At 60.3% G+C, this 26,624-nt stretch carries 27 protein-coding genes; 14 read left to right on the forward strand and 13 right to left on the reverse strand.

The window, feature by feature from the left end; genetic code table 11:
• The first annotated feature begins 98 nt into the window (after window positions 1-98).
• The gene (locus GA0061100_RS05840; protein ID WP_075851713.1) at window positions 99-1,007 is read left to right on the forward strand and encodes a LysR family transcriptional regulator; all 909 of its coding nucleotides are present in this window, start codon (window positions 99-101) and stop codon (window positions 1,005-1,007) included.
• Between the two features lie 66 nt (window positions 1,008-1,073).
• The gene (locus tag GA0061100_RS05845) at window positions 1,074-1,700 is read left to right on the forward strand and encodes a 3'-5' exonuclease (protein ID WP_075851714.1); all 627 of its coding nucleotides are present in this window, start codon (window positions 1,074-1,076) and stop codon (window positions 1,698-1,700) included.
• A gap of 65 nt (window positions 1,701-1,765) precedes the next feature.
• Here the strand turns inward: GA0061100_RS05845 and GA0061100_RS05850 are convergent, their stop codons facing one another.
• Entirely contained in the window at window positions 1,766-2,674 is a 909-nt protein-coding gene (locus tag GA0061100_RS05850) for an SDR family NAD(P)-dependent oxidoreductase (protein WP_075851922.1), read from the reverse strand.
• 154 nt (window positions 2,675-2,828) lie between these two features.
• Between GA0061100_RS05850 and GA0061100_RS05855 the strand changes: the two genes are divergently transcribed.
• The 7 genes from GA0061100_RS05855 to GA0061100_RS05885 all read left to right on the forward strand — a co-directional run bounded on the left by GA0061100_RS05855 (window position 2,829) and on the right by GA0061100_RS05885 (window position 9,549).
• Entirely contained in the window at window positions 2,829-3,380 is a 552-nt protein-coding gene (locus GA0061100_RS05855) for a TetR/AcrR family transcriptional regulator (protein ID WP_244557763.1), read from the forward strand.
• 134 nt (window positions 3,381-3,514) lie between these two features.
• Entirely contained in the window at window positions 3,515-4,675 is a 1,161-nt protein-coding gene (locus tag GA0061100_RS05860; protein ID WP_075851716.1) for an ABC transporter substrate-binding protein, read from the forward strand.
• A gap of 140 nt (window positions 4,676-4,815) precedes the next feature.
• Window positions 4,816-5,802, forward strand: coding sequence for an ABC transporter ATP-binding protein (locus tag GA0061100_RS05865; RefSeq protein ID WP_075851717.1), 987 nt, complete (start codon window positions 4,816-4,818; stop codon window positions 5,800-5,802).
• Complete coding sequence (locus tag GA0061100_RS05870) at window positions 5,799-6,773, forward strand: ABC transporter permease (RefSeq protein WP_075851718.1); 975 nt, start codon at window positions 5,799-5,801, stop codon at window positions 6,771-6,773. Before GA0061100_RS05865 ends, GA0061100_RS05870 begins: the two co-directional genes overlap by 4 nt.
• Window positions 6,763-7,578, forward strand: coding sequence for an ABC transporter permease (locus GA0061100_RS05875; protein ID WP_075851719.1), 816 nt, complete (start codon window positions 6,763-6,765; stop codon window positions 7,576-7,578). The genes GA0061100_RS05870 and GA0061100_RS05875 overlap by 11 nt, the downstream gene beginning before the upstream one ends.
• Window positions 7,579-7,591: 13 nt before the next feature.
• Window positions 7,592-9,019, forward strand: a complete 1,428-nt coding sequence (locus GA0061100_RS05880; protein ID WP_075851720.1) for a gamma-aminobutyraldehyde dehydrogenase — start codon at window positions 7,592-7,594, stop codon at window positions 9,017-9,019.
• 356 nt (window positions 9,020-9,375) lie between these two features.
• Entirely contained in the window at window positions 9,376-9,549 is a 174-nt protein-coding gene (locus tag GA0061100_RS05885) for a DUF1328 domain-containing protein (protein WP_075851721.1), read from the forward strand.
• A 32-nt stretch (window positions 9,550-9,581) separates the two neighbouring features.
• Here GA0061100_RS05885 and GA0061100_RS05890 read toward each other — a convergent pair whose 3' ends face one another.
• From GA0061100_RS05890 to GA0061100_RS05945, 11 genes are all read right to left on the reverse strand, one after another.
• A complete protein-coding gene (locus GA0061100_RS05890) occupies window positions 9,582-10,256 on the reverse strand; it encodes a DUF1345 domain-containing protein (RefSeq protein ID WP_075851722.1) in 675 nt (224 codons plus the stop codon).
• Between the two features lie 106 nt (window positions 10,257-10,362).
• The gene (locus tag GA0061100_RS05895; RefSeq protein WP_075851723.1) at window positions 10,363-11,094 is read right to left on the reverse strand and encodes an SDR family oxidoreductase; all 732 of its coding nucleotides are present in this window, start codon (window positions 11,092-11,094) and stop codon (window positions 10,363-10,365) included.
• Between the two features lie 90 nt (window positions 11,095-11,184).
• Entirely contained in the window at window positions 11,185-12,345 is a 1,161-nt protein-coding gene (locus GA0061100_RS05900) for an extracellular solute-binding protein (protein ID WP_167459811.1), read from the reverse strand.
• Window positions 12,345-12,806 (reverse strand): MaoC/PaaZ C-terminal domain-containing protein, encoded by a 462-nt coding sequence (locus GA0061100_RS05905; RefSeq protein WP_075851724.1) that lies wholly within the window; start codon window positions 12,804-12,806, stop codon window positions 12,345-12,347. Before GA0061100_RS05905 ends, GA0061100_RS05900 begins: the two co-directional genes overlap by 1 nt.
• A gap of 3 nt (window positions 12,807-12,809) precedes the next feature.
• A complete protein-coding gene (locus GA0061100_RS05910) occupies window positions 12,810-13,883 on the reverse strand; it encodes a Gfo/Idh/MocA family protein (protein WP_075851725.1) in 1,074 nt (357 codons plus the stop codon).
• Window positions 13,884-14,177: 294 nt separating this feature from the next.
• Window positions 14,178-14,507: an L-rhamnose mutarotase gene (locus tag GA0061100_RS05920; protein ID WP_075851924.1), complete on the reverse strand. Its 330-nt coding sequence runs from the start codon at window positions 14,505-14,507 to the stop codon at window positions 14,178-14,180.
• 13 nt (window positions 14,508-14,520) lie between these two features.
• Window positions 14,521-15,633, reverse strand: a complete 1,113-nt coding sequence (locus GA0061100_RS05925; RefSeq protein WP_075851727.1) for a mandelate racemase/muconate lactonizing enzyme family protein — start codon at window positions 15,631-15,633, stop codon at window positions 14,521-14,523.
• Between the two features lie 11 nt (window positions 15,634-15,644).
• Window positions 15,645-16,742, reverse strand: a complete 1,098-nt coding sequence (locus tag GA0061100_RS05930; protein ID WP_075851728.1) for an ABC transporter ATP-binding protein — start codon at window positions 16,740-16,742, stop codon at window positions 15,645-15,647.
• Window positions 16,743-16,747: 5 nt separating this feature from the next.
• Window positions 16,748-17,614 carry a carbohydrate ABC transporter permease gene (locus GA0061100_RS05935; protein ID WP_075851729.1) on the reverse strand — a complete coding sequence of 289 codons (867 nt, stop codon included), beginning with the start codon at window positions 17,612-17,614 and terminating at the stop codon, window positions 16,748-16,750.
• 2 nt (window positions 17,615-17,616) lie between these two features.
• The gene (locus tag GA0061100_RS05940; RefSeq protein WP_075851730.1) at window positions 17,617-18,510 is read right to left on the reverse strand and encodes a carbohydrate ABC transporter permease; all 894 of its coding nucleotides are present in this window, start codon (window positions 18,508-18,510) and stop codon (window positions 17,617-17,619) included.
• 183 nt (window positions 18,511-18,693) lie between these two features.
• Window positions 18,694-20,010 (reverse strand): type 2 periplasmic-binding domain-containing protein, encoded by a 1,317-nt coding sequence (locus GA0061100_RS05945; RefSeq protein WP_075851731.1) that lies wholly within the window; start codon window positions 20,008-20,010, stop codon window positions 18,694-18,696.
• A 180-nt stretch (window positions 20,011-20,190) separates the two neighbouring features.
• Between GA0061100_RS05945 and GA0061100_RS05950 the strand changes: the two genes are divergently transcribed.
• From GA0061100_RS05950 to GA0061100_RS05965, 4 genes are all read left to right on the forward strand, one after another.
• The gene (locus GA0061100_RS05950) at window positions 20,191-20,982 is read left to right on the forward strand and encodes an IclR family transcriptional regulator (protein WP_075851732.1); all 792 of its coding nucleotides are present in this window, start codon (window positions 20,191-20,193) and stop codon (window positions 20,980-20,982) included.
• A gap of 65 nt (window positions 20,983-21,047) precedes the next feature.
• Window positions 21,048-21,884 (forward strand): amidohydrolase family protein, encoded by an 837-nt coding sequence (locus GA0061100_RS05955; protein WP_075851733.1) that lies wholly within the window; start codon window positions 21,048-21,050, stop codon window positions 21,882-21,884.
• Window positions 21,885-21,916: 32 nt separating this feature from the next.
• On the forward strand, window positions 21,917-22,462 hold the full coding sequence (locus GA0061100_RS05960) for a MaoC family dehydratase (RefSeq protein ID WP_075851734.1): 546 nt from the start codon (window positions 21,917-21,919) through the stop codon (window positions 22,460-22,462).
• A gap of 1 nt (window position 22,463) precedes the next feature.
• Window positions 22,464-23,621 carry a CaiB/BaiF CoA transferase family protein gene (locus GA0061100_RS05965; protein ID WP_075851735.1) on the forward strand — a complete coding sequence of 386 codons (1,158 nt, stop codon included), beginning with the start codon at window positions 22,464-22,466 and terminating at the stop codon, window positions 23,619-23,621.
• Between the two features lie 329 nt (window positions 23,622-23,950).
• Here GA0061100_RS05965 and tal read toward each other — a convergent pair whose 3' ends face one another.
• Window positions 23,951-24,916 (reverse strand): transaldolase, encoded by a 966-nt coding sequence (tal, locus tag GA0061100_RS05970; RefSeq protein ID WP_075851736.1) that lies wholly within the window; start codon window positions 24,914-24,916, stop codon window positions 23,951-23,953.
• Between the two features lie 501 nt (window positions 24,917-25,417).
• On the opposite strand from tal, the gene GA0061100_RS05975 reads away from it, so the two are divergent.
• Window positions 25,418-26,407 (forward strand): sugar-binding transcriptional regulator, encoded by a 990-nt coding sequence (locus tag GA0061100_RS05975; protein WP_075851737.1) that lies wholly within the window; start codon window positions 25,418-25,420, stop codon window positions 26,405-26,407.
• Window positions 26,408-26,624: the final 217 nt, after the last annotated feature.

Here is a 26,624-nt window from a genome sequence, read left to right on the forward strand (position 1 = left end):
CTTGTGTTGTCCTCAACATCGTTACCAAAAAAGGTCCAAACTTTCACAGCTATGACGGGCGCTTGCCTTCCGTGCCGCGAACATGCTCTAACCTTCGCATGGCCTTCACCTTGAGACAGCTGCAATACTTCGTTGCCGTGGCGGAACAGGGCTCGGTGACGCGCGCCGCGCAGAACCTGTCCATCTCGCAATCCTCCGTGACCGAAGCCCTCAAGGAGCTTGAAAGCGACCTCGGCGTCGAGCTGTTCGACCGTCATCCGCGCGGGCTGTCCATCACCCATAACGGCCACCAGTTCCTGCGCCATGCGACGAAGATTCTTGCAACCGTTTCGGACGCGCGTACCAGTTTTTCCGGCAAGCAGAATGAGGCCGGCGGCACGCTGAATATCGGGGTAACTTCGCTCGTCGCCGGTTATGTGCTCTCCGACCTGCTGGCGCGCTATCGTCGTGCCTGCCCCGGCGTCGAAGTCAGCGCCATCGAGGACAATGGCGGCTATCTGGAACATCTTCTGGTTGGTGGTGAACTCGACGTCGCCGTCATGGTCATCTCCAACCTGCGCGACCGCATGGCCCTACAGGCCGAGATTCTCGAGACCTCGCCCTACCGTCTCTGGCTGCCGATGGGCCATCCCCTCGTCTCGGCCGATATCATCAGCGTCGCCGACATCAGTCGCGAACCGCTGATCATGCTCACCATCGACGAAATCGAGGAAAACACCGGCAAGCTTTTGACCGCCCTTGGTGCCCGCCCGCATGTCGCCTTCCGCACGCGCTCGGTCGAAGCAGTGCGCAGCCTGGTTGCGACCGGCGCCGGCGTCGCGCTGCTGCCGGATCTCGTCTACCGTCCCTGGTCGCTGGAAGGCGACCGCATCGAAAGCCGCGACGTCTCCGGCTCGCTGCCGGTGGTGCAGGTCGGCATGGTCTGGCGCAAGGGATCGAGCCTTCCGCAGGCTGCCCGCGATTTCGTCGGCGTCGCCGAAAGCATGCGCTCGGGCCGCCAGCGCTAGCAAGCGCGACCCTCCATCGCTACGTGGAGAATGCAATCTAAGATTGTTCATCCGGTGAGGCCAAGTATGAAGACCGCAATCATATTCGACTGTGAATTCCTCTGTCTCGAAGGGTCGCAGCGCCGGTTCTGGTGCGCCGCTCACGATCCCGATCCGGTCATCGCGCAGCTCGGGGCCGTCAAGCTTAGCCTCGAAGAGGGCTTCCCGATCTTGGACAGCTACAAGGCCTATGTGCGCCCGATCGATAGGTTTGGCGATCAATATGCGCTCGATCCGTTTTTCACCACACTCACCGGCATCACCGAGGAGAGCCTCAACACAGAAGGCATATCGCTGCAGGATGCCCTTGCCGGCCTGGATCTCTTCTCGAGTGGCGCCCGCTTTTGGTCCTGGGGCAAGGACGAACTGAATATGATGGCGATCAGCTGCTATGTCGCTGGAATTCAGCCCTCCATTCCCGCGCATCGCTTCGACAATGCCGTCAAGCTTCTGCTGGCAGCGGGAATGCCTGTCGAGGATCTGGCGAAGACGCCAAGCAACGAGCTTTCTCACTACTATGGCGTGCAGCATCCACCACTCCGGGGACACGATGCGCTTGATGATGCCCTTTCCCTCTCCTACGCGCTGCAACACCTCCTGAAGGCTGGAAGGCTGCGGCCAGAGGCTTTCGATCTGGCCCGCATACAGAGATAAGAATCGGAATTTCCCATGTGGTAGCAATGGCAGAGAGCCAAAAAGCTTCTCTGGGTCTTCCAGTTTTAAATAGCGTAGGCGATGCCGGTAATCCGTTCCAGGTCACTGAACAGAGCGCGCCAAGCGGAAGGATCATCTGCATAGGAAGCCGTTTTCACCTCGACAGGATTGCCGCGCAACTCCATGAAGCCGCCAGGTCCGTAATAACCGCCAGGTCGGGCATTCTCCAAAGTTGCAGCCATAAGGGTCGGCCACGCGCCCTTCTCCGAACTTTGCAGTAGAGGATACGTCAAGATGGCGGCAATCTTGGTGCTCAAGGTTGTTGCGGCAAAGAGATTGGTTCGCGCGCCGCCAGGATGGCTAATGGTCGATAGCAGCCGGTCGCCCGCGCGACGCTGTAACTCACGAGCGAAGAGGACGTTGGCAAGCTTCGTCTTGGCATAAACCCGCATCGGCGCGTAGCTGTCCTTGGCCTCAAAATCAGTAATCGGCCCGGGCTCGAACATCTTATGTGTGCCAGACGCGACTGTTACGACACGTGGGCGGTTTGCGTGCAGCAACGCCGGCAAAAGCAAACCAGTCAACCGATAAGGCCCGAAGACATTGGTCGCGAACTGCAGTTCGTGGCCGTCGACGCTAACTTCACGCCGCGGAAGGCCCATTATGCCAGCATTATTGATCAGCATATCAATCGGGCGGCCATCTTCGAGCTGGCTGTCGGCGAATGCTTGAACGGACACAGGATTGGAAAGGTCCAGGACACCCCAGCGCACATTGGCGCGCGGAATAATGTCGCGAATGCGCTTTACCGCGTCCTCGCCTTTGGACTTGCTACGCGCACCGATCGTAACCTGTGCGCCGGCGCGAGCCAATTCGAGCGCGGTATGCCACCCTATTCCGCTGTTCCCGCCTGTAACGATTATTCGTCTATCCGTTTGCGGGGGGATTTCTGCCGGGGTCCAAGCATTGCTCATTTTGGTTGCCTTCTGTCCTTGGAAATTGGCGCGCTGCAGCCTTGCTTCCGTAAAGCGATGCATCGTGACAAAATTAACTCTTTATGTCAAAATGATTCAGTAAGAGCCGAAGGTCAAGTGGAAGAACGCAACAACTTGACGAAAAACATTCAATTTGTCACAAATCGCTATGGCACCTAGGATAACCCCAGAAGAAGTTGCTTCACGCCGTGACACCATTTTGAACGCCGCAAAATGGTGCTTCCTCAATTTTGGCTTTGCCAAAACGTCGCTGGACGATATCGCCAAACGCGCCTGCATTTCGCGCACGCTGCTCTACAAAACGTTCAGCAACAAAGAGGACATCTATACCGCCGTGTTTCGGCATTGGCTCATATCCCGGCACCCGCTTGCGAAGGCGGCCGTTGCGGGTGATGGCACGCAGCGGGAACGCCTCTTCGAGGTTTGCCGGATAATGCTAATCGAGCCTTGGGCGGACATGGTTGGAGCGCCTATGGCCGGCGAGTTCTATGAAGTTTGTGAACGGCTAGACCCAGAAATCGATGCGCTCCATCACAAAATAGCATTCGAGTGCATATCGGCAATTTTAGGGGATGAACTCGCGGCTGATGTATTTATGAAGTCGTTAGACGGTCAGATTGGGGACGATCCTTCTGTTCCCATTCTTGAGAAGCGAGTCCGATTGCTAATCGATCGCTTCACTTGAAATCGGAATTTCCGATATCGACTTTCTGATAAATGAATTTGCGAATGCGGCGAAATCGCGTCACCTTTTCTTCCGGGAACAGAAAGCCAGCCACTGGCTCCACAATATCAAGGCTCAAAAACCGGGAGAGTCCGATGAAGCATCTGCTGAAATCATGCACGGCCGCACTCGCATGCTTAAGTTTCGCCACGCAGGTCATTGCCGCCGAGCCGTTGAAGACGCTCGGCAAAGGCGAAGGCGCCGTCAGCATCGTCGCATGGGCCGGCTATATCGAGCGCGGCGAAAGCGACAAGAACTACGATTGGGTCACGGGCTTCGAGAAGGAGACCGGCTGCAAGGTCAGCGTCAAGACGGCGGCCACCTCGGACGAGATGGTCGCGCTGATGAACGAGGGCGGCTTTGACCTCGTCACCGCCTCTGGTGACGCATCGCTGCGCCTCGTTGCCGGCAAGCGCGTCCAGCCGATCAATACCGATCTGATCCCGAGCTGGAAGACCCTTGATGAGCGCCTGAAGAATGCCCCGTGGCATACGGTCAACGGCGTCCACTACGGCGTCCCCTATCTCTGGGGACCGAATGTGCTGATGTACAACACGGATGCCTTCAAGGGTCAGGCGCCGAAGAGCTGGAACATCGTCTTCGAGGAAATGACCCTGCCCGACGGCAAGTCCAACAAGGGCCGCGTCCAGGCCTATGATGGCCCGATCTATATTGCCGATGCCGCCCTTTACCTCATGGCGCACAAGCCGGAGCTTGGCATCAAGGACCCCTACGAGCTGAACGAAGACCAGTACAAGGCCGCACTCGACCTCCTGCGTGGCCAGCGCAAGCTCGTCAGCCGCTATTGGCACGACGCGATGATCCAGACCGACGACTTCAAGAACGAAGGCGTCGTCGCCTCCGGCTCATGGCCGTTCCAGGTGAACCTGCTGCAGTCCGACAAGCAGAAAATCGCCTCCACCTTCCCGGATGAGGGAACGACGGGCTGGGCCGACACCACCATGCTGCATGCCGACAGCGAGCATCCGAACTGCGCCTATATGTGGATGGAGCATTCATTGCAGGCAAAGGTTCAGGGCGACGCCGCCGCCTGGTTCGGCGCCGTGCCCTCGGTTCCCGCCGCCTGCAAGGGCAATGAACTGCTCACCGACAGCGGTTGCGCCACCAATGGCTACGACCACTTCGACAAGATTCGCTTCTGGAAGACGCCTGTCGCAAAATGCACGAGCCAGAGCGAATGCGTGCCCTATCATCGCTGGGTCTCCGACTATATCGGCGTAATCGGCGGCAGATAACCAGCCGCATCGGCCTTCGCCGCTCCGAATGCGGAGCGGCAATCCCGCCGGCCCATTGAAAGCCGGTTCCGTCGCAAACCTGCTCCGGTTGGTTTGGCTGGCATGATATCAAACACCACTGCATATCCCTGGAGAAACCAATGAACGCCGTTCGTTTCCAGCAGGTGTCCCGCCATTTCGGCCAGGTCCGCGCTGTGGACCGTGTCGATCTGGAGATCGCACCCGGCGAATTCTTCGCCATGCTCGGCCCTTCCGGTTCCGGCAAGACCACCTGCCTCAGGCTGATTGCCGGCTTCGAACAGCCGACCGGCGGCCATATCGAAATCTTCGGCGAAACCGCCGAAGGCGTGCCGCCCTATAGGCGCAACGTCAACACGGTGTTTCAGGATTATGCCCTGTTTCCGCATCTCAACATTCTCGACAACGTTGCCTACGGGCTGATGGTCAAGGGCGTCGGCAAGGCCGAGCGGCTGCGTGCAGCCGAGCAGGCGCTGGAGCTGGTGAAGCTGCCGGGCTATGGCGCGCGGCGCCCCGGCCAGCTCTCCGGTGGCCAGCGGCAGCGCGTGGCGCTCGCTCGCGCCCTGGTCAACAAGCCGAAGGTGCTGCTGCTCGACGAGCCGCTCGGCGCGCTCGATCTGAAACTGCGCGAGCAGATGCAGGAGGAATTGAAGAGCCTGCAGCGCGCGCTCGGCATCACCTTCGTCTTTGTCACCCACGATCAGGGTGAGGCGCTGTCCATGGCCGACCGCGTCGCCGTCTTCAACGATGGTCGCATCGTCCAGCAGGGCACACCCCACGATATCTATCAGCGGCCGAAGACCCGCTTCGTCGCCGATTTCGTCGGCTCCTCCAACGTCATTACCCCCGAGGTCATGTCGTCGCTCGGCGGCGAACGCCGCTGGGCCAGCCTACGCCCCGAAGCGATCCGGTTGACTGAGGAGAGCGGCGTGGCGGCGACCGTGAAAGCGACGAGCTTTCTCGGTGCTGCCACCCGCCTCTCGGTGGAGGCAAATGGCGCCCGCCTGCATGTGACCGTGCCTGCCGGACAGTCGGCCCCGGATACAGGCGCATCCGTCCGCCTCGCCTGGCTGCCGGCCGATGTCCACTATATGGATGACGCCGCATGAACGCCGCCGCCTTCCCTGCTTCGGCGCAAAAGGCGCCAGCCTCGATACTGCCGCGTCGCGGCGGTGCCTTCGGCCGTCTCTCCGATCTCTTCTGGCGCCGCCCGAAGCTGCTGCTGTTCCTGATGCTGACGCCACCGCTGCTCTGGCTCGGCATCATCTACATCGGCTCGCTGATCGCGCTCTTGCTGCAGAGCTTCTTCTCGATTGACGACTTCTCGGGAATGGTGAACTACGAATTCACCCTCTCGACCTATGCCCAGCTGCTGAACACGGCCAATTTCGACATCATCGTCCGCACGGTCATTATGGCCGCCCTCGTCACCTTGGCCTCCGCCTTCGTCGCATTCCCCATCGCCTATTATGCGGCGCGCCATGCGCAGGGTAAATGGAAGGCGCTGTTCTATCTCGGCATCATGCTGCCGCTCTGGTCGAGCTATCTGGTGAAAGTCTATGCCTGGAAGCTGATCCTCGCCAAGGAAGGCATCCTCACCTGGATCTTCGACAAGCTGCACCTCGGCTGGCTGCTCGATGGCGTGCTCGCCCTGCCCGTCATCGGCGGCAACTCGCTCTCGGTCAGCTATATCGGCACCTTCCTCGTCTTCGTCTATATCTGGCTGCCCTACATGATCCTGCCGACACAGGCAGCGCTTGAGCGCGTGCCGGCAAACCTGCTCGAAGCCTCTTCCGATCTTGGCGCAACGCCGAACCAGACCTTCCGCACGGTGCTGCTGCCGCTGGCTTTGCCCGGTGTGGTCGCCGGCTCGATCTTCACCTTCTCGCTGACATTAGGCGATTACATCATCCCGCAGATCATCGGCTCCTCGCGCCTCTTCATCGGCCAGGCCGTCTATACGCAGCAGGGAACCGCCGGCAACGTGCCGCTGGCCGCCGCCTTCTCGGTCGTGCCGATCGTCATCATGGCCATCTATCTTTGGATCGCCAAGAAACAGGGAGCTTTCGATGCGCTCTGATCGTGGCCAACGCGCCTCCTTCCCCCTGAAGATCGCAGCCGCAGGCGGCCTGCTCTTCCTGCATCTGCCGATCCTCTTGATCTTCGTCTATGCCTTCACGACGGAGGAAAAGAGCTATCAGTGGCCGCCACCGGGCCTCACCCTGCAATGGTTCGGTATCGCCTGGAACAGACCGGATGTCTGGTCGGCGCTTGCGTTGTCCGTTCAGGTCGCAACTATCGCCACCATTATAGCGCTGGTGCTCGGCACGCTCTGCGCCGCCGCCGTCAGCCAGACGAAATTCTTCGGCCGCGAGGCGATCTCGCTGCTCGTCATCCTGCCGATCGCGCTTCCGGGCATCATCACCGGCATCGCACTACGCTCCGCCTTCAGCCTGTTCGATATCCCGTTCTCGGTCTGGACGATCGTTCTTGGCCATGCCACCTTCTGCGTCGTCGTGGTCTACAACAATGCCGTCGCCCGTTTCCGTCGCACCTCCGGCTCGCTGATCGAGGCGTCGATGGATCTTGGCGCCGATGGCTTCCAGACCTTTCGCCATGTCGTCCTGCCGAACATCGGCACGGCGCTGCTTGCCGGCGGCATGCTCGCCTTCGCGCTCTCCTTCGATGAAGTCATCGTCACCACCTTCACCGGCGGCCAGCAGATGACCTTGCCGATCTGGATGCTGGAGGAACTCATCCGCCCGCGCCAGCGACCCGTCACCAACGTCGTCGCCATGGTCGTCGTGCTTGTCACCTTCCTGCCGATCCTGGCAGCCTACTATCTTACCCGCGACGGCGACCAGATCGCCGGCGGCGGCAAATGAAAGGGAGAGAATAATGGATACCCAAATGCTGATCGGCTCCCGCTTCGAAGCCGGCACGGAAACGGAAGAGCGCGTCCTCAACCCGAAGACGGGCGAGACCGTGCTTAACCTGCCCGAGGCATCGCTCGGCCAGATCGACGCCGCCGTCGATGCTGCGGAAAAGGCCTTCACGAGCTGGTCGCAGACGACGCCAAGCCAGCGCTCGGCCTATCTCCTCAAGATTGCCGACGCCATCGAGCGGGATGCCGAAGGCTTTGCGGCGCTGGAGGCGCTAAACTGCGGCAAGCCGATCAATGCAGTACTCAATGATGAGATCCCGGCGATCGTCGACTGCTATCGCTTCTTTGCCGGCGCGGTACGCAACCTGCACGGCCCGGTCGCCGGCGAATACCTGCCCGGCCACACCTCGATGATCCGCCGCGACCCGATCGGCATCGTCGGCTCGATTGCGCCCTGGAACTATCCGCTGATGATGATGGCCTGGAAGCTGGCGCCGGCGATATCAGGCGGCAACACCGTCGTCTTCAAGCCTTCGGAACAGACCCCGCTGACGGCATTGAAGATGGCAAAGCTGCTGGCGGATATCCTCCCCGAGGGTGTCGTCAACGTCATCCTCGGCCGCGGCGAAAGTGTCGGCAACGCGCTGATCAACCATCCGAAGATCGGCATGGTGTCCATCACCGGCGATGTCGCCACCGGCAAGAAGGTGCTTCAGGCAGCCGCCAAGACAGTGAAGCGCACGCATCTCGAACTCGGCGGCAAGGCGCCGGTCATCGTCTTCGACGATGCCGATATCGACGCCGTCGTGTCAGGCATCCGCACCTTCGGCTACTACAATGCCGGCCAGGACTGCACCGCCGCCTGCCGCATCTATGCCGACGCCAAGGTCTACGATAATTTCGTCGCCGACCTTACCTCGGCCGTATCGAGCATCAAGTTCAACCTCGCCGACGATACCGATAACGAGATCGGCCCGCTGATCTCCAAGCGCCAGCGCGACCGCGTCGAGAGTTTTGTCACCCGCGCCGCCGAACACAAGCACATGGAAATCACGACAGGCGGCAAGATTTCCGGCGAACGCGGCTTCTTCTATGCGCCGACCATCGTCGCTGGCGCCACGCAGGACGACGAGATCGTGCGCCGCGAAGTCTTCGGCCCGGTCGTCTCCGTAACGCGCTTCACCAACCCTGACGATGCCGTCTCTTGGGCCAACGACAGCGACTACGGCCTCGCCTCCTCGGTCTGGACCAAGGACATCAGCCGCGGCATGCAGACGGCCGCCCGGCTGCAATATGGCTGCACCTGGATCAACACCCACTTCATGCTGGTCAACGAAATGCCGCATGGCGGCCTGAAGCAATCCGGTTACGGCAAGGATATGTCAGTCTACGCTATCGAAGATTATACCGCCGTGCGGCATGTGATGATCAATCACGGGTAAGAGGGAGGGTGGCGTCAGCCAGCCTTCTTGAGTTTGAGGCGCCTCTGCCCCCTCTGTCACTTCGTGACATCTCCCCCACAAGGGGGGAGATTGTTGGGAGCATACCGCCCGCTCTGTAAAGCAATGGCCGTAGCTTCAGCAGATTCGATATTGATTTAGACGCTGGTGGTCGCTGCGGGTTACCAATCTCCCCCTTGTGGGGAGATGTCCCGAAAGGGACAGAGGGCGATATCCTCGCTCTCCACACCCGCCACAGCATCCACCAAAGACCGGCAACTCGCCAAAACTGAAACGCCCTCGGAACAATTCACCCTCCTCCCGCGTCTTTATGAAGTACAACGCAGAGGAGATTGCTAATGCTGAAATGGGCTCTCATTTTCTTTGTGATTTCGCTGATCAGCGGCTTTTTCGGCTTTTCAGGCGTGTCCGCGGCAACCGCAACCATTGCGCGCGTTCTCTTTGCCATCTTCCTGATCATCTTCCTGGTATTCCTGATCCTGGCCGTCATGGCCGGCAACGCCGTCATGTGACAGTATGAGCCGCAGCTGTCGAAGGGGCGGGCCTAGATCAGGCTCGCCCCGACGTTTATCGCAAGCGCCAGGATGGTCGTATTGAACAGGAACGACAGGATCGCATGCAAAAGCGCCAGCTTACGCATCGAGACCGTGGAAATGCCAATATCGGCGGTCTGCGCCGCGACACCGATGGTGAAGGAAAAATAGAGGAAGTCCCAATAAATCGGCTCTTCGACGGGCTCTGCGAATTTGAGCCCCTGCCCTTTGCCGGGAATACTGTAGAAGCGATGCGCATAGTGGATGGTGAACAACGTATGCAGGAAGGTCCACGAAATCAGGATCGTCACGATCGCCATCATCACGCGGTAGAAGGCGATTTCGGGTGAGGCATCCTTGACGCCAAGCAGATCCAGCGCAATGCCGCCGATGCTGGCAAGAGCAGCAGCGATCGACAGAAACAGCAGGAATCCATCCGAAAAATCGAGATCTGCGGAGCGCTTGCGAATGCGCTGCGGATCAGCCGTCAGCATCCGATAGAGACTGTATATGATATAGACGACCGCAGTCGTATCCCAAGCAACCAACAGGTTGCCGGCATTGAAATCCCTGGACGTCAGAAGCAGAAAGACGGCTATGCCGGCCAACACGGAAATCACGATGACATGGTGCTTGCGCCATAACACGAGCCATCTGGAATGATGCAAATGTCCCTGCGCATCCATGCCGCTCTCCCGATCGCAAATCGTCCGTCGCAAACCGATTCGCAAACGAGAGTGGCAAATAAAAGGAGGCCTCGCAACACGAAGCCTCCGATCGCGGAAAGAACCCTCAGCCGGTCCAGCCACCATCGACGACATGAATCTGGCCGGTCGTGAAGCCCGCCTCGTCGCCCGCGAGATAGGTCACCAGCGCGGCGATCTCTTCGGCGGTCGCGATGCGGCCCATCGGCTGCCGGGCGATGAAGTCCTTCATCGCCTTGTCGTAGTCGCCGGTTGCCTTCAGCCGCTCGTGCAGCGAGGGGCTGTCGACCGTGCCGGGGCAAATGGCATTGGCGCGGATGCCCTTAGCAACGAAATCGGCAGCGATTGCCTTGGTGAGCCCGATGACTGCTGCCTTGGAAGCACCATAAGCGAACCGGTTGGGCACGCCCTTCACGCTGGAAGCGACGGAGGACATGTTGACAATCGAGCCCTTGCCCTTCTCCAGCATGCCCGGCAGGAAGGCGCGGCACGTCGTGTACATCGCCTTGGCGTTGAGGTTGAACGAGAAATCCCAGTCCTTCTCCTCGCAATCGAGGATCGTGCCGGAATGTACGAAACCGGCGCAATTGAAGAGCACGTCGATGGGGCCGAGTTCCTCTGCATAAGCCTTGACCGCCGCTCCATCGAGCACATTCAACACATGCTTGCTGGCGCCCTCGAGCGTTGCAAGTGTCTGCTCGTTGATATCGGTGGCGTAGACATGCGCGCCGAGCGAGATGAAGCGCTCCGCCGATGCCCGGCCGATGCCTTGCCCCGCCGCCGTGATGACGACCTTCTTGCCTTCCAACCCGTGACCCATAATCCTGATCCTTTCCTCGGGACTATGATCCCATCCATCCGGCCGATTGCATAGCCGGAAACTCGGATAAGATCATGCAATAACAATCGGTTAGCCAAGCCTCTCCGAAGCCTCGAAGGACTGTGCGAAGCGGCGGTTCAGCTTGTCGATGAGGACTGTATGCCGCGTGGCCGTTCGCAGTCCATCGCTAATCACCTCGGATGCGTCGCTTTGAAATGCCATGTAGCCGTCATGCCGCGGCCGCACATAGGCACCCTCCAGCGTCGCGCGCGTGTTGCGATAGAAATCGAGCGCCGGCGTATTGACCGCATCGCTGACCCAGGCGTCTGCGTGACCCGGCTGACCATTGCCGCTCGCATAAATACCCGCCTGCACCGGCCCGCCGGCGATCCAGCGCGCAAAGGCTTTCGCCTCTTCCGGCGCCTGCGTGCGTGCCGAGACGGCAATGCCTGTGCCACCGAGCGCCGAGCCGTTCGGCGGGCGGCCGTCGATGACGGGCATATCGGCAAAGGCGATCCGCGCCGGCCTGAATCCGGCAAAGGAATAATTCACGTAGCCATAGATGAACGGTGACACCACATAGGGACTGTCCGCCTGCGCCATCAGGTCGAACACGGCAATCGGATCCATTTCGTAGCAGCTGATATCCATCCGCGAGACAAGCCGCGCCATCCAGTCGAGCACCGCTTCGCCATCGGCCTTCGCGATGAAATCCGGACCTTCGACGCTGCAGGGCGTGCCGAGATGCGCCGCCAGCGAGATGAAGGTCATCAACGAATGCGGCGGCCGCATCGGCAGGATCGCCCTGCCCTCATTGGCGAGCGCGACGAACTCGGCAAGGTCCTTGACGGGCGCGCTCAGTCGATCCGGACGGTAGGCCTGCACCTGCGTCGCCGCATCGAGCGGAAAGGCCCATTGGCGGCCCTGCCAATTGTAGCTCGGATAGGAGCGCCCGACCGTGCCGGCTGCGATCGCTGCGATTTCCTGCACATGAGCGGCATCATCGAGCGGCAACAGGCAGTCTTCACGCGTAATCTGGCCGACATGCGGATGATCGATGACGATGAGATCGTATTGCGCGGCAAGCTCTTCGACCGGAAAGGTCTCAAAATCCTGCAGCGACCGCTTTTCCCAGCTGATCTCGACACCAGTCTGTTCCCGCCATTGCTTCGAGCAGGCGATCATCGGATCGTAGCCGCGCGGATGCGACCAGGTCATACCCCTAAGCTTGATCATGGGGAGCTTCACCATCACGCCTTCTCCGCAGCCGGCTTGCGCTCGACGATTAGGATGTGATCGGCCGCGAGTACGACTTCGTCGCGCTGGTTCAGCACTTCGCAACGCTCGACCACGCGGCCGGAGGTCGGTCGCTTCGGATCATCCTCTTTCGCCGAAATGGTGACGCGGGTGCGGATCGTATCGCCGATATGTACCGGGCGGACGAAGCGGAGCCGATCGTAACCATAGGAAAAAGCGACGGGATTGATGAGCGAGGCCGTAAGCCCGACGCCGATCGCAAAGATCATCGTGCCATGCGCAATGCGCTGACCGCCGGGCAAGGTCTTGGCGAATTCCGCGTCCATGTGATGCGGGAAGAAATCGCCGGTATGGCCGGCATGGACAACGAAATCGGTCTCGGTGATCGTCCGTCCGGTGGTCACCCTGACATGACCGAGTTCGTAGTCTTCGAAATAGATGGTTTGCTCTGTCATTCATCAAGCCTTTGGAAGTTCTGCGATCGGCGTCGCCGGCGCGGCGCTCGATTGATAGGCGGCCTCGACAAGGGCCATGGTCTGCCAGGCATCCTCGACGGAGCCGATCAGCTCCTGATCCTCGCCGGATGCGAAGCGCTGCAGGTTGGCCATGCGGTTGACGAAGGCATCCGGGAACCAGGCACCATCGAGCTTCACCTCGACCCAATCGCTGCCATCCTCGGGACGAATCCACAACTCGTCCGGTTCGCCGCGCGGATAGTCGAGATTGACGCCCAATTTCACATAGGCCGCACCCTTGGTGCCGGCGATGCGAAACTCGCAGGCCTGGAACTTGCGGCCGAAATCATGGTCGTGATTGACCGAGAGCACACAGCGGACCTTGTCGCCATAATCGAGGATCGCCGCCGTCCGCGTTTGCGCGACGTCGTGGTTGGGATGGCCGATGGTCTTGGCGTGAACGCCTCGAGGATTGCCGAGCAGGCCACGAATGAAATCGAGATAGTGGATCGAGTGCATGGCGATCTCGATCCGCGGCAGGCCTTTCAGGAACGGCCACAGCCCCCAGGGTGTGGCGAGCGCCAGCCAGGCATCAAAATCGACGACCTCGCCGAGATAGCCCTTGTTCACGGCATCGTAGAGCGCCAGCATCATTGGCGCGAAGCGGAGCTGGAAATTGACCGCCGCCTTGATGTCACGCTCGCGGCAGACCCGCAGAATGTCGGACGCGCCATTAAGATCGCTGCCCATCGGCTTCTGGATCAGCGCGTGGGAACCCCGCGGCAATTTCGACAGGATCGTGGCATGCGCCGCCGGCGGCGTCGCCAGATCGAAAATGGCGCCTTCGACGGCAAGCGCTTCGGCCTCGGATGTAAAGGCTCTGATGCCCCATTGTGCGGCGAGCGCCGCTGCTTTCTCGGCGTTCGGATCGTAAAGACCCGCAACCGGAAAGCCGCCTTGCTTGTACGCCGGTAGATGCGCGTCACCGACGATGCTGCCGGCTCCGAAGATTACGATCGGACGCGGCTTTGACGGATTCGGCCACCATTGGCGCAGGGATTTGGGATCGAAGGTCATCTCACCCTCCCATTGAGGCGGAGGGTCGGACCAAAGGTCCGGGGTGGGGTGATCTCTCCTCGCACACCGAAGGCAGTGATGTGCATCTCAAGCATCACCCCCGCCCGCGCGTTCCGAGAGCTGCCCCTCATCCGGCCTATCGGCCACCTTCTCCCCGTTTTGACGGGGAGAAGGGGATGGGCGCACTCTCCGTCGCCTCTCACCTTTGCGAGGCTCGAAAGGCTCCGCCAAGGAAGATCGTCCCCTTTCCCCGCCTGCGGGGAGAGGGTTAGGGTGAGGGGCTTATCTTGCAGGTCATTCATGATGAAAAACCTCCTCCATCATGGCCCACCACTCGCCCTCCTTGCGGGTCTCGAATGGCTTCTGACACGGGATACAAACGGACCACCATTCCTGGTTTTTCGGGCTTGCGGCCATCTTGCGCATGTCGGCCTCGAAATCGGTTCCGATATATTCCCAGTAACCGAAGAGCAGGTTTTCCGGCTCCTTCAAGAAGATCGAATAGTTAGTGATGTTGCATTCGGAGATCAGCGCCAGGATCTCGGGCCAGACGGCCGCATGAAGCGCCTTGTATTCCGCGACCTTGGCCGGCTCCAGGCCGATCACCATACCCATCCGTTGCATGGCACGTTCCTCCTCAGCCATGGATTTCCCGGGTGAATTCGCCGATCGAGCGCGCCTCCACGGCTTCCCAATCCCAGGCGATGCCGATACCGGGCTCGGAAGGCGCCAATGCCTTGCCGTCCACGATCTCCATGCCCTTCGTCGTGAGGTCGTCGAGCTGTGGAATGTATTCAACATATTTGCCGTTCGGCACGGCGCAGGTGAGGCTGACATGCAGCTCCATCAGGAAGTGCGGGCAGACCGGAATATCGAAGGCCTCGGCAGCATGCGCCACCTTCAGCCAAGGCGTGATGCCGCCAATGCGGGCAACATCCACCTGCACGATCGAGCAGGCGCCTTTCTGCATATACTCACGGAAATGCCGGATCGAATACATGGATTCGCCAACCGCGATCGGCGTCGGCGTCGATCGGGTCAGCCGGATGTGGCCGTCGAGATCGTCGGCAGGCAGCGGCTCCTCGATCCAGGCAAGGTCCAGCTCCTTCAGGCGCGCCGCGCGACGGATCGCCTCATCGACGGTTAAGCCCTGATTGCAATCCGTCATGATCTCGAAGCCGGAACCGAGCGCCAGCCGCATCGCGGCCAATCGATCGTAATCTTCCGAGCCATGCGGCTTGCCGATCTTCACCTTCGAGCCGGAAAAGCCCTTGGCCTTCGCCTGCAGGGCGTCCTCGACCAGGGCTTCCTTCTCGATATGCAGCCAGCCACCCTCGGTCGTGTAGAGCGGGCAACGATCCTTGGCGCCGCCGGCAAGCTTCCAGAGCGGCAGGTTCTGCTTTTTGGCCCGCAAATCCCAAAGCGCAGTATCGACGGCCGCAAGCGCCAGCGCCGTGATGGGGCCGATGGTCGTGGCGTGGGTCGCAAACTCCATCTTGTGCCAGATCGCCTCGATGCAATCGGCATCTTCACCGATCAAAAGCGGCACCAGATGGTCGGAGAGCAACCGCATGACGGAGGAGCCGCCGGTACCGATCGTATAGCTGTAGCCGGTGCCGACGGCGCCATCGCTATCGGTGATGGTGACGATCGGCGTTTCCTGGCTGACGAAGCTTTGGATCGCATCCGTCCGCTTCACCTTCGGCGGCAGGTCGACCATCCGCAGTTCAATTTTCTCGATGCGTGACATGGTCCGGCTCCTCAGATTGCCAGGCTCTTGCCGGTTTCGGTGGAGAAGAGGTGTGCCTGGCTGAGATCGAAGCTCATCTTCAGCCGTTCGCCGCTCTTCAATGCGCGCGGATTGAGCATGCGCGTCACCCATTCACGTCCGGCAAATTCGACGAAGACGAGCGTTTCATTGCCGAGCGGCTCGGTGATGGCGACGGGCAGTGTCAGCTCGTGGACGGCGGATTCCATGCCCGAGTGCAGGCCGTGACCCGTCGGGAAGATATCGTCGGGCCTGAGACCGAAAGCGACCTTCTCGCCTTCCCTGACCTTACCTGCAAACTGGCTCGGCAGCGGTAGACGGTCGCCATTCTTGAAGGTGAGCTCTCCGCCCTTCAGCGTCGCCTCCTCGATGTTCATCGGCGGCGAGCCGATGAAGCCGGCGACAAAGCGTGTGGCGGGCCGCTTGAACACTTCATCCGGCGTGCCGACCTGCTCGATATGGCCGTCACGCATGATGACGATGCGGTCGGCCAACGTCATGGCTTCGACCTGGTCGTGCGTGACGTAAACAACCGTCGACTGCACCTTGGCATGCAGCTTCTTGATCTCGGTGCGCATCTGTGTGCGCAGCTTGGCGTCGAGGTTCGACAGCGGCTCGTCGAAGAGGAAGACTTCCGGCTGACGCACGATGGCCCGGCCCATGGCAACGCGCTGACGCTGACCGCCGGAAAGCTGCGCCGGGCGACGATCCATCAGGGCTTCGAGGCTGAGGATAGCAGCGGCTTCGTTGACGCGCCTGTCGATCTCGGCCTGCGGCTGCTTGGCGATCTTCAGCGAAAAGCCCATGTTCTCGCGTACGGTCATATGCGGATAGAGCGCATAGGACTGGAACACCATGGAGATATTGCGATCGCGCGGCGGCAGGTCGTTGACCACGGTATTGCCGATCTCGATCATGCCGTCGGAGACGTCTTCCAGGCCGGCGATCATGCGCAGCGTCGTCGACTTGCCGCAGCCGGACGGGCCGACGAGCGCGATGAACTCCTTGTCCGCGATGTCGAGATCGATGCCGTGGACGATTTCCAGAGCGCCGTAGCGCTTGACGAGTTTTTTGAGGGAAACCTGAGCCATTAAGATCAACCTTTGACCGCACCGAATGTCAGACCCGACACCAGATGCTTCTGAATGATGAAAGTGAGAGCGAGCGCCGGAATGATCATCACGACCGCAAGCGCACACATACCGCGCCAGTCGATTGTGAATTCGGCCGTATAGTCGAGCAAGCCCACGGGCAGCGTCTTGGAATCGACGGAGCGTGTCAGCTGCGAGGCCAAGGCATATTCATTCCAGCAGGTAAGGAAAGCGAAGATGCCGGCGGATGCGATGCCGGGGCCGGCAAGCGGGAATTCCACCTGCCAGAAGGCCTGCCAGCGCGTGCAGCCGTCGATCTGCGCGGCTTCGGCGAGATCCTTTGGCACCTGCCGGAAGAAGCCGTCGATCAACCAAATGGTGAAGGGCACGTTGAGCGCGACATAGGTAAGGATCAGGCCGAAATGCGTGTCGATAATGCCGAGCCGCGCATAGACCATGAAAAGCGGCAGCGAGAGCGCCACGCCGGGCACGGAGCGCGTCAGCATCAGCCCGAGGAACACAGCCGATTTACCCGCGAAACGGAAGCGAGCGAAGGCATAGCCGCCGGACATGCCGATGACGAGCGCAATCGCCGTCGAGGTGATGGAGATGATGAGCGAGTTGCGGAAATAATCCCAGACCGGAATGCCGCCCTGCCCGACGCCGCTGAACATGGCGCGATAGGCCTCCAGCGACAGCTCCTGCGGGATCCAGACCGCCGGCTTCGCCATGATTTCCACGGTTGGGCGCAGTGAGCTGATGATGATCCAGAAGCCCGGCAGGCAAATGATGAGCATCGCGAGGAAAAGGCCGATGAGATAGGCGATGTTCCACAGGCGGCGATGCAGGCGTTGTTGAGCGTTGCGATCCATGATTACCACTCCGCTCCGATCTGGGTGCGGGCAAGCGCCAGCTTACGGAAGAAATAGACTGTGAAGGCGATCGAAAGAATGATCGAGACATAGGCCATGGCGTTGGCAAGACCCATCTGCGCATCGGCATAGGCGGTGCGTCCGACCAGCGTCCAGATAAGCTCCGTGCGCCGCGCCGGGCCGCCATCCGTCATGATCTTGACGATGTCGTAGGCGCGAGCGACGTCGAGCGAACGGATCGTCATGGCGATGAAGGCAAAGGGCATCAGGAACGGCCAGGTGACATAGCGGAAAGTCTGCCAGCTGGTGCAGCCATCGACTTTGGCGGCCTCGACCGGCTCCTGCGGCATGGCGAGCAGGCCGGCAAGAATGAGGATCGCGAAGACCGAGGTCGACGACCAGACTTCGGCGATCACGATGGAAAACAGCGCCAGATTGCCGTCGATCAGCCAGGGAATGGCGGTTTCCGTAATGCCGAGGGATTGCAGGGCATTGTTGATGATGCCGACATTGTCGTTGAACATGAACTTGAACTGGAAACCGACGAGGACAGGCGAAAACATCATCGGGAACATCATCAGCGTGCGCAGCACGCGCTTGCCATGGGTCGCCTTGTTGACCAGCAGCGCCAGCCCCAGGCCGAGCAGCATTTCCAGATTAAGCGCGATCGTCAGCAACACGACGGTGCGAATGAAGGCGGCCAGGAACACCGGATCGGTCAGGATGCGGATGTAATTGCGCAGACCGATGAAGGTGAAGAGCGTCGCTGGCCGCGTCAGGCGAAATGGCGTGAAGCTGGAATAGAAGGACAGAAGCAGCGGAAACAGAACCACGGCCACGAGGACAATGATCGCCGGCAGAAGAAGCAGGACCGGCGGAGATATCTTTTTGAACATGGTTTGCACCTGTCGGCATTCCTCGGCAGCGTGGCCCGGACTGCGTGGAATGGATTGCTTGGGACGAGACCCGGCACGGAACCGGCAGCGCAGATGGCGGTTCGCGGTGCCGATCAAGCGGTTCTCGAAGTAAATTCGCGAAAGCCCCGCGCTCCTGGAAGCGCGGGGCTTCGATTGCATCGCTTAAAGCGCGCCGGCATCCTTCAGGACGTCGGTTGCCTTCTGGGCAGCAGCATCGAGTGCTTCCTTGGAGCTCTTGTCGCCGAGAATGGCGGCCTGAAGCTCAGGATAGACGACGTTGGAAATCTCGATCCATTGCGGCGTGCGCGGAACCGGGAAAGCGTATTTCATCGATTCCTGGAACGTGCTCAGCACTTCCTTCTTGTAGGGATCGGAAGCAGTCTGCTGGATATCCCAGTCCCATACGGCCTTGCGGGTCGGCAGCGTGCCGTTGGCAGCCTCGAGCTTCTGTGAATCGTCGTTCGTCAGGAACCAGACGAGCGAAGCGGCCGCGTCCTTGTGGGCGCAGGCTTCGGTGACCGAGAAACCGTGATGGCCGGACCAGCCGGTGTGCTTGCCGGAGGAGCCCACAGGCTGCACGACGACGCCGACATTGCCGGCGATCTTCGACGACTTCGGGTCGTTGAAATAGGTCGCCCAGCCCGGCCAGTCGAGATCGAGCGCGATCGAGCCTGAGGCAAAGCCGGCACCGAGATCGTCCCACAGATAGTTGGTCGTGCCGGCCGGAACGGCCTTGGCCTTGTACATGTTGACGAACCAATCGAGCGCACGCACGCCAGCCTCGGAGTTGAAGGCAGGCTTGCCATCCTTGTCGAGATATTCGCCGCCTTCCGCGACCAGCATTTCATAGAAGCGGCCGTTGATGGCCTCTTCCTTGCCGGGGAACTGCGTGCCGAAGAAATTCGGCGGGTTCGAGAAGAAGATCGCCTGGTCGGAGACCTCCTTCCAGGTCTTCGGCGGCGCCAGATCATAGCCGTACTTCGCCTTGAAAGCCGTCTTCTTGGCTTCGTCGCTATAGAGGCTCTTCTGATAGTAGAGCGCCGAAACGTCGAACTGGGCGCGCGGCAGCATGATCAGCCGGCCGTCGATGGTCGAGGCCTGAATTGTGGAATCGACAAACTGGCCGATTTCCTCCTTGGGCAACAGCTTGCCGAGGTCGGTGTAAAGGTCGGGATATTGCGGCGCGAAGGACGAATGGTTCGAGCCGACGCACCAGGAAATACTGCCTGAGGCCATGTCCGACTTGATTTCTTTGTCGAGCTCGAAGTGGTTCTTCTTGGAGAGAATATTGACCTTGGCGCCTGTCTCCTTCTCCCACTCGGCAATACGCGCATAAAGCGGCTCGTACTGCTGGCCGCCAATCAGCTTTGCGTCGATCGTCACACCCGGAAATTTGCCAGGCAGATCGGCGGCGAAAACCGCGGTACCGGCAAGCAATGCCATCGTGCCGGCAACGAGACCGGCCTTCCAATTCCTCATCGAACTTCCTCCCTTAAGCTCGGACCTCTTGTCCGATTGCCCTCTCGACCCAAATATGGATCAATGATTTATAAGTAAACATCTTATTCATTGGCCGTCAAGCCGTGATCGCGCGCTTGTAAAATGCCTTCATTCATATATGAATGGCGATTCATGTTTCTTCACATGGGGGACTTGTTGATGAGCATAGAAGACGACAGTGATCGCTACCGCGCGCCGGCGCTTGACAAGGGTCTCGACATATTGGAGCTGCTGGCGACGATCGACGGCGGCCTGACACAGGCCGAAATCGCCAAGGCGCTCAACAAGAGCCCCAACGAATTCTACCGCATGCTCGATCGCCTGGTGCGGCGCGGCTATGTGCAGCGACAGGATGGCGATCGCTTCTACCTGACGCTGAAGCTCTTCGGCCTTGCACATTATCACGCGCCGGTTCGCCGCCTCGTCTCCTTCGCAACGCCGCTGATGCGCGAATTCTCCAACCGCGCCGAGCAGGCCTGCCATCTGGCGATCTACGACCGCGGCTCGGTTGTCGTCATCGCCCAACAGGATTCGCCGACCTATTGGGGCATCTCCATTCGCGTCGGCGCCCAGATCAATCTCTACAACACCGGCTCCGGCCACATTCTCCTGGCCTTCAAGGACGAGAAGCAGCGCCAGATGATGATCAACGAGCAAAGGCGCCAGGAGCAGGATGCGGAGGAGCCGCCGGCCGATCTCGAGGAAAAGCTCGCGGCGATCCGCGAAAAGGGCTTCGAGACCATGAGCAGCCTGCAGACGAGCGGCGTACACAATATTTCCGCGCCTGTCCTGGCGATGGATGGCAATGCACTGGCGGCGCTGACTTGTCCCTACATCGAGCCCGTAAACTCGAAGGCGCCGACGCGCGAACAGGTGGTCGAATATGTGCGGGAGGCGGCAAAGCAGATCTCCGAAACCGTGGCCGGCACGGTCGACAGAGCCGAGTTATAATTTTTATTTGAATAAACTATTCTTATGTGAGTATATATTGAGCAAGCAGGTATGGGAGGAACGCCATGCTTTTCGACAGCCATCTGCACATCGTCGACCGGAAACGGCTGGCCTATCCCTGGCTGGCTGATGCCGGCGCGCTTAATCGCGACAGCCTTTACGAAGACTATGCGCGCGAAGCCAGGCGGCTTGGGATCACCGACACTCTTCACATGGAGGTCGATGTTGCCGAGAGCGATATCGAAAGGGAAACTGATTACGTCAAAGGCTTGAGCCGCGAGCCCGGCAACCTGCTGAGAGGTGCCATCGCGGCCTGCCGCCCTGAAGGCGCGGACTTCCCCGCCTATCTCGACCGCGCGCTCGCAGACCCCTTCGTCAAAGGCTTCCGCCGGGTGCTGCATGTCGTGCCGGATAATGTCTCCGAGGGCGCTCTGTTTCGCGAGAACGTGAAGCGGCTCGCGGATACTCGCCTTACCTTCGATCTCTGCGTCCTGCCGCACCAGATATCCAAGGCAATCGCGCTCGTCGACCTCAATCCGAATGTCCGCTTCATCCTCGACCATTGCGGCGTGCCGGCCGTGAAGGATGGCCTGAGCGAAAGCTGGTCGGCGGAGATCAAGAAGGTCGCCAAACGGCCGAACGTCACTGTGAAGATCTCCGGTGTCGTCGCCTATGCCGATCCGGACAGCTGGAGGCCGGAAACACTGCGTCCCTTCGTCGAACATTGCATCACGAGTTTTGGTTGGGATCGTGTCATCTGGGGCAGCGATTGGCCGGTCTGCACGCTCGGCGGCAATCTCTCTACCTGGGTCGCCGCCACCCATGCCCTGATGCAAGGCGTAAGCGATGGCGAACGCAATCGGCTCTACCATCTGAATGCCAAGCGCCTCTGGTCTCTCTGAGACGAGGCGCCTTTCCACCGAAAGACAATGCCATGACCGCCACCGTCGGCGTATTCAGCACCCATCCGAAGACCATGCCGGCTGACCACGCCGAGATCCCCGTCTGGAACGCGGAAAACTGGTTCTACGAGGATTTCGAGATCGGCCACAAGATCCGCTCGCTGCGACGGACGATCTCGGAGGGCGAGTCCCAGCAGTTCAATGCGCTAGTGCTCGATATGCACCCTTATGTCAGCGATCAGATCTTTGCCGAAACCGAGGGCCTGTTCGGCAAGCGGCTCGTTGCCGGCGCCTTCGTCTTTTCCGCGGGCCTCGGGCTCGTCGCCACGAACTGCGTCAACGCCTTTTCCTATGGCTATGACAAGCTGCGCTTCATCAAGCCCACCTTCATCGGCGAGACGATCTACACCATCCGCACCAATCTGGACAAGCAGCCGAAATATGCCGAGCTCGGCCTGATCCGCTCGTCTTACGAGGTCTTCAAGGGCGAAGGCGAGCTGGTGCTCTATTGCGAGCATATCCAGACCGTGCGCTACAGAAACGGCCGGCCTGCGGATGCGCCGCCGCTGAAAGTCTGACATGACCCAGAATAATGAAGAAGGCCTGCTCTCCGGCATTATCGTGCTGGATATGAGCCAGTTTCTTGCCGGCCCCATGGCCGCCCTGCGGCTCGGCGATCTCGGCGCACGTGTCATCAAGATCGAGCGGCCCGACGGCGGCGATCTCTGCCGCCGGCTTTATCTCAGCGACACGGAAATCGGCGGCGATTCCACGCTCTTTCATGCCATCAACCGCGGCAAGGAAAGCTTTGCCGTCAATATGAAGGACGAGAACGACCTTCAGGAGCTGCGCGCCCTGATCGCCAAGGCCGACGTTATCATCCAGAATTTTCGCCCCGGTGTCATCGAGCGGCTTGGCCTCGACTACGCCTCTGTTGCGGCGATCAATCCCCGTATCGTCTATGGCAGCATCACCGGATACGGTCCCGACAACGAATGGCGCCACTTCCCCGGACAGGATTTGCTGGCCCAGGCCCGCTCCGGCGTCATGTGGCTGAACGGCGAGGCCGATGACGGTCCCGTGCCCTTCGGGCTTGCCGTCGCCGACATGCTGGCCGGCAACCTCCTCGTACAGGCGATCCTCGCCGGCCTCGTGCGGCGCGGCGTGACCGGACGCGGCGTGCATGTGGAAACAAGCCTGCTGGAAGCGATGGTCGATTTCCAGTTCGAAGTGCTGACAACGCACCTCAACGACGGCGGCCGCCTGCCGCAGAAATCCGCCGTGCGCAATGCCCATGCCTATCTTGCCGCTCCCTACGGCGTTTATCGCTGCGCCGATGGCTGGCTGGCAATCGCGATGATGCCGCTCACAAAACTCGCACCGCTGCTCGACCTGCCTGCCCTTGCCGACTTCACGCCGGATGATGCCTTCCAGCGCCGTGACGAGATCAAGACCATGATCGCGAGCCGACTGCGGGAAAAGACGGCGCAGCAATGGCTCGCCCTATTGGAACCCGCCGACATCTGGGCGGCGGAAGTGCTCGACTGGCCGAAACTGCTGCAGAGCGCCGCCTTCCGCCAGCTCGACATGCTGCAGACGGTGACACGCGATGACGGTGCCTCGGTACGAACGACGGCCAGCCCGATACGTGTCAATGGCATCCGTGCCAAGAATAGCCTGGCGGCGCCGACGATTGGTGGGCAGTCGGATAAGGTCAGGGCGGAGTTTCTTCGATAGGATTTTTCATCCTAGCATTACGCCCGAGATACCCCCCTCTGTCACTTCGTGACATCTCCCCCACAAGGGGGGAGATTGGTAACCCGCAGCGCTGTTGTCGCAAAACAATCGGCATCATATCCGTTGAGCGATAGGGCCTCATTTTGTGAAGCTAGCGATGCGCCCCAACGATCTCCCCCCTTGTGGGGGAGATGTCCCGAAAGGGACAGAGGGGGGTGCCATAGGCGCGGCGAACGCAAAACTCCACTCGTTTCCAAAACCCAAAAGGGCGCCGCATCCCTGCGGCGCCCTTCTCAAACAACCTTCTCCCGAAGAGAGACGCGATCTCATCAGGCTGCAGCGAGCTGCAGCTCCTTGCTGACCATGGCGCGCAGCGTGCCGAGGTCCTTGGCGAAGGCGCGGATGCCTTCGGAGAGCTTCTCGGTGGCCATTGCGTCTTCGTTCATCATCCAGCGGAAGGTCTTTTCGTCGACGGCGATCTTTTCGACGGAACCCTTGGGCTCCGGCGAGAGCTTGCGCTCCAGCTTGCCTTCATCCTTGGCAAGTTCGTCGAGCAGGTTCGGGCTGATGGTCAGGCGGTCGCAACCGGCCAGCGCTTCGATTTCGCCGGTGTTGCGGAATGAGGCGCCCATGACGATCGTCTTGATGTCGTTGGCCTTGTAGTAGTGGTAGATGTCGCGCACCGAGATGACGCCCGGATCTTCTTCAGCGGTGTAGTCCTTGCCGGTCGACTTCTTGTACCAGTCAAGGATACGGCCGACGAAGGGCGAAATCAGGAATGCCTTGGCATCGGCGCAGGCAATCGCCTGGGCCTTGCTGAAGAGCAGCGTCAGATTGCAGTCGATGCCTTCCTTCTGCAGCACTTCGGCCGCACGGATGCCTTCCCAGGTGGAGGCAAGCTTGATCAGGATGCGGTCGCGCTCGATGCCGCGCTCCTTGTAGGCGGCGATGATGCCGCGAGCCTTGGCAAGCGAAGCTTCGGTGTTGAAGGAGAGATCGGCGTCGACTTCGGTCGAGACACGGCCGGGTACGAGGCCGGAAAGCGCTGCGCCGACCGAGATGGCCAGACGGTCGGCCACCGCCGAAACGACAGCTTCAGAGGCGCCGCCCTGCTTCTTGCCCCAGGCGACAGCTTCCTTGATCGCATCGGCGAACATCGGCGTGCCGAGCGCCTTCAAGACGATGGTCGGGTTGGTGGTGCAATCCACCGGCTTCAGGCGAGCGACTGCCTCGATATCGCCGGTATCGGCCACGACCGTCGTCATGGCGCGGAGTTGATCAAGCTTGGAAGTCATAACAGGTATCCTTGTTGAATGAGGCCCATTGGGATGGGAGATGGCGGACAGCAGATCGGGTCTTTTCGTCGGGCGGGGCCGAAGGCGTCAGCCGTGCAGCCTTCCTTCTCCTATGTTTCGGTAACGGGAAAAAAAGCGCTAGAGTTCCATTTCCGGTGAACGGCCGAGCAACGAGGAGACAACCTTCCGCAAACAAGCTTTTCACCGGCACCGGGCGCCCTATATGGCTCCCTGTCCGGCCTGGCACTTGCTCGTAGCAGCACTCGCACATTGTCCTCCTCGATTGGACAGGACCGAATTCCTCAGCACCGACTATCAGCAATCTCGCATCGAAAAGTCAAGGACATTTGTGCAATTCGATTGACATAAGTTTCATGTCATAGAATATCGGTAGCAGAAGAGCCGATCTCGCCTGCTCCTGTCATCCGCTATCATTGTATCTCGCATCCATGGTGGATCATGACGTTAAACGGCGCATGCGACAATCCTGCCGGAGGACCTGTGGCCAAACTGAGACGCGGAACCCATACCGCCTATTCGGAGACCTCGTCCCTGAGGCTTCGCGCCGCCTGGCTCTATTACAACCAGGGCCTGACGCAGAAGGACGTTGCAGAGCAGCTCGGCATCAGCCGCACCACGGTCATCCGCCTGCTGGATGAGGCAATGCGCCGCGCCGAAGTGCAGATCTGGATCACCGAAGGTATCGACGACTGCGTCGAGCTGGCGATCAAGCTCGAGCGCACCTATGGGCTCGATGAAGCGATCGTCGTTCCCGAGCCGGCCGGCGGCAATGTAAATGCGCAGGCAAAGAGCGTCGGCCTGGCGCTCGGCCAGTTCCTGACTGAGGCCATCCCTGACAACTATACCATCGGCGTCGGCTGGGGCCGGACGATGACCGCTTCGCTCGCAAGCTTCCGCCCGACCCGCCGCGACAATTGCAAGGTGGTCTCCCTGCTCGGCGGCATCGTCGCCGTGCATCAAACCAACCCGATCGACTATACGTGGCGCCTTGCGAGCCAGCTCGGCGCCGAATGCTACATGTTCCTGGCGCCGCTCTTAGTCGATTCCGTCGAGACCAAGCGCAATCTCATCGAAAAATGCGGGCTGGAGGCCATCTACAGGCTGGCGGAAAACCTCGATCTCGCCATCGTCAGCTGCGGCGATATCGGCCCGCAATCGACCTCACTGTCCGAAGGCTTCATCTCGAAGCGCGAGTTGGAAGAGTTGATCGAAATGGGCTGCGTCTGCGACACCATGTTCAACTTCCTCGACGCCGACGGCAATTCCGTCGATCACCCGATCAACAAGCGGGTGATGTCCGTCGATCTCGATACGCTGAAGAAAGCAAAGCACATCGTGATCTCTTCCGGCGGCGCCCACCGCGCGCAGGCGATCAGCGCCACCATCAAGCGCATCGGCTGCAATACTTTGATCACGGATGAAAGTGCTGCCAAGGCCCTGCTGCAGATGGCTATGGCGAAGGCGGCTTGAAATATGGACCTGCCGGTCTGACTGAGGGGCCGCCTCGTGGTTCGAGGCCCTGCCGTCTACGCTGCGGCTTCGACGTCAGGGCACCTCACCATGAGGCGGAGAGAGTTGTCGGCCAGGCGCAAATGATCAGACCTCATGGTGAGGCGCGGAGGTCCGCAGGACCGAAGCCTCGAACCACGAGGGCGGGTGATTAGCCGAGTAGCTTTTCAAGCGTGCG

It is taken from the genome of Martinezella hainanensis (assembly GCF_900094555.1).
Classification (GTDB): Bacteria; Pseudomonadota; Alphaproteobacteria; order Rhizobiales; family Rhizobiaceae; genus Rhizobium; species Rhizobium hainanense.

Bases quoted from the DNA above. Each gene is read 5' to 3' on its own strand.
- GA0061100_RS05840 (WP_075851713.1), top strand. From the start codon at position 99: ATGGCCTTCACCTTGAGACAGCTGCAATACTTCGTTGCCGTGGCGGAA.
- GA0061100_RS05845 (WP_075851714.1), top strand. From the start codon at position 1,074: ATGAAGACCGCAATCATATTCGACTGTGAATTCCTCTGTCTCGAAGGG.
- GA0061100_RS05850 (WP_075851922.1), bottom strand. From the start codon at position 2,674: ATGAGCAATGCTTGGACCCCGGCAGAAATCCCCCCGCAAACGGATAGA.
- GA0061100_RS05860 (WP_075851716.1), top strand. From the start codon at position 3,515: ATGAAGCATCTGCTGAAATCATGCACGGCCGCACTCGCATGCTTAAGT.
- GA0061100_RS05865 (WP_075851717.1), top strand. From the start codon at position 4,816: ATGAACGCCGTTCGTTTCCAGCAGGTGTCCCGCCATTTCGGCCAGGTC.
- GA0061100_RS05870 (WP_075851718.1), top strand. From the start codon at position 5,799: ATGAACGCCGCCGCCTTCCCTGCTTCGGCGCAAAAGGCGCCAGCCTCG.
- GA0061100_RS05875 (WP_075851719.1), top strand. From the start codon at position 6,763: ATGCGCTCTGATCGTGGCCAACGCGCCTCCTTCCCCCTGAAGATCGCA.
- GA0061100_RS05880 (WP_075851720.1), top strand. From the start codon at position 7,592: ATGGATACCCAAATGCTGATCGGCTCCCGCTTCGAAGCCGGCACGGAA.
- GA0061100_RS05885 (WP_075851721.1), top strand. From the start codon at position 9,376: ATGCTGAAATGGGCTCTCATTTTCTTTGTGATTTCGCTGATCAGCGGC.
- GA0061100_RS05890 (WP_075851722.1), bottom strand. From the start codon at position 10,256: ATGGATGCGCAGGGACATTTGCATCATTCCAGATGGCTCGTGTTATGG.
- GA0061100_RS05895 (WP_075851723.1), bottom strand. From the start codon at position 11,094: ATGGGTCACGGGTTGGAAGGCAAGAAGGTCGTCATCACGGCGGCGGGG.
- GA0061100_RS05900 (WP_167459811.1), bottom strand. From the start codon at position 12,345: ATGGTGAAGCTCCCCATGATCAAGCTTAGGGGTATGACCTGGTCGCAT.
- GA0061100_RS05905 (WP_075851724.1), bottom strand. From the start codon at position 12,806: ATGACAGAGCAAACCATCTATTTCGAAGACTACGAACTCGGTCATGTC.
- GA0061100_RS05910 (WP_075851725.1), bottom strand. From the start codon at position 13,883: ATGACCTTCGATCCCAAATCCCTGCGCCAATGGTGGCCGAATCCGTCA.
- GA0061100_RS05920 (WP_075851924.1), bottom strand. From the start codon at position 14,507: ATGCAACGGATGGGTATGGTGATCGGCCTGGAGCCGGCCAAGGTCGCG.
- GA0061100_RS05925 (WP_075851727.1), bottom strand. From the start codon at position 15,633: ATGTCACGCATCGAGAAAATTGAACTGCGGATGGTCGACCTGCCGCCG.
- GA0061100_RS05930 (WP_075851728.1), bottom strand. From the start codon at position 16,742: ATGGCTCAGGTTTCCCTCAAAAAACTCGTCAAGCGCTACGGCGCTCTG.
- GA0061100_RS05935 (WP_075851729.1), bottom strand. From the start codon at position 17,614: ATGGATCGCAACGCTCAACAACGCCTGCATCGCCGCCTGTGGAACATC.
- GA0061100_RS05940 (WP_075851730.1), bottom strand. From the start codon at position 18,510: ATGTTCAAAAAGATATCTCCGCCGGTCCTGCTTCTTCTGCCGGCGATC.
- GA0061100_RS05945 (WP_075851731.1), bottom strand. From the start codon at position 20,010: ATGAGGAATTGGAAGGCCGGTCTCGTTGCCGGCACGATGGCATTGCTT.
- GA0061100_RS05950 (WP_075851732.1), top strand. From the start codon at position 20,191: ATGAGCATAGAAGACGACAGTGATCGCTACCGCGCGCCGGCGCTTGAC.
- GA0061100_RS05955 (WP_075851733.1), top strand. From the start codon at position 21,048: ATGCTTTTCGACAGCCATCTGCACATCGTCGACCGGAAACGGCTGGCC.
- GA0061100_RS05960 (WP_075851734.1), top strand. From the start codon at position 21,917: ATGACCGCCACCGTCGGCGTATTCAGCACCCATCCGAAGACCATGCCG.
- GA0061100_RS05965 (WP_075851735.1), top strand. From the start codon at position 22,464: ATGACCCAGAATAATGAAGAAGGCCTGCTCTCCGGCATTATCGTGCTG.
- tal (WP_075851736.1), bottom strand. From the start codon at position 24,916: ATGACTTCCAAGCTTGATCAACTCCGCGCCATGACGACGGTCGTGGCC.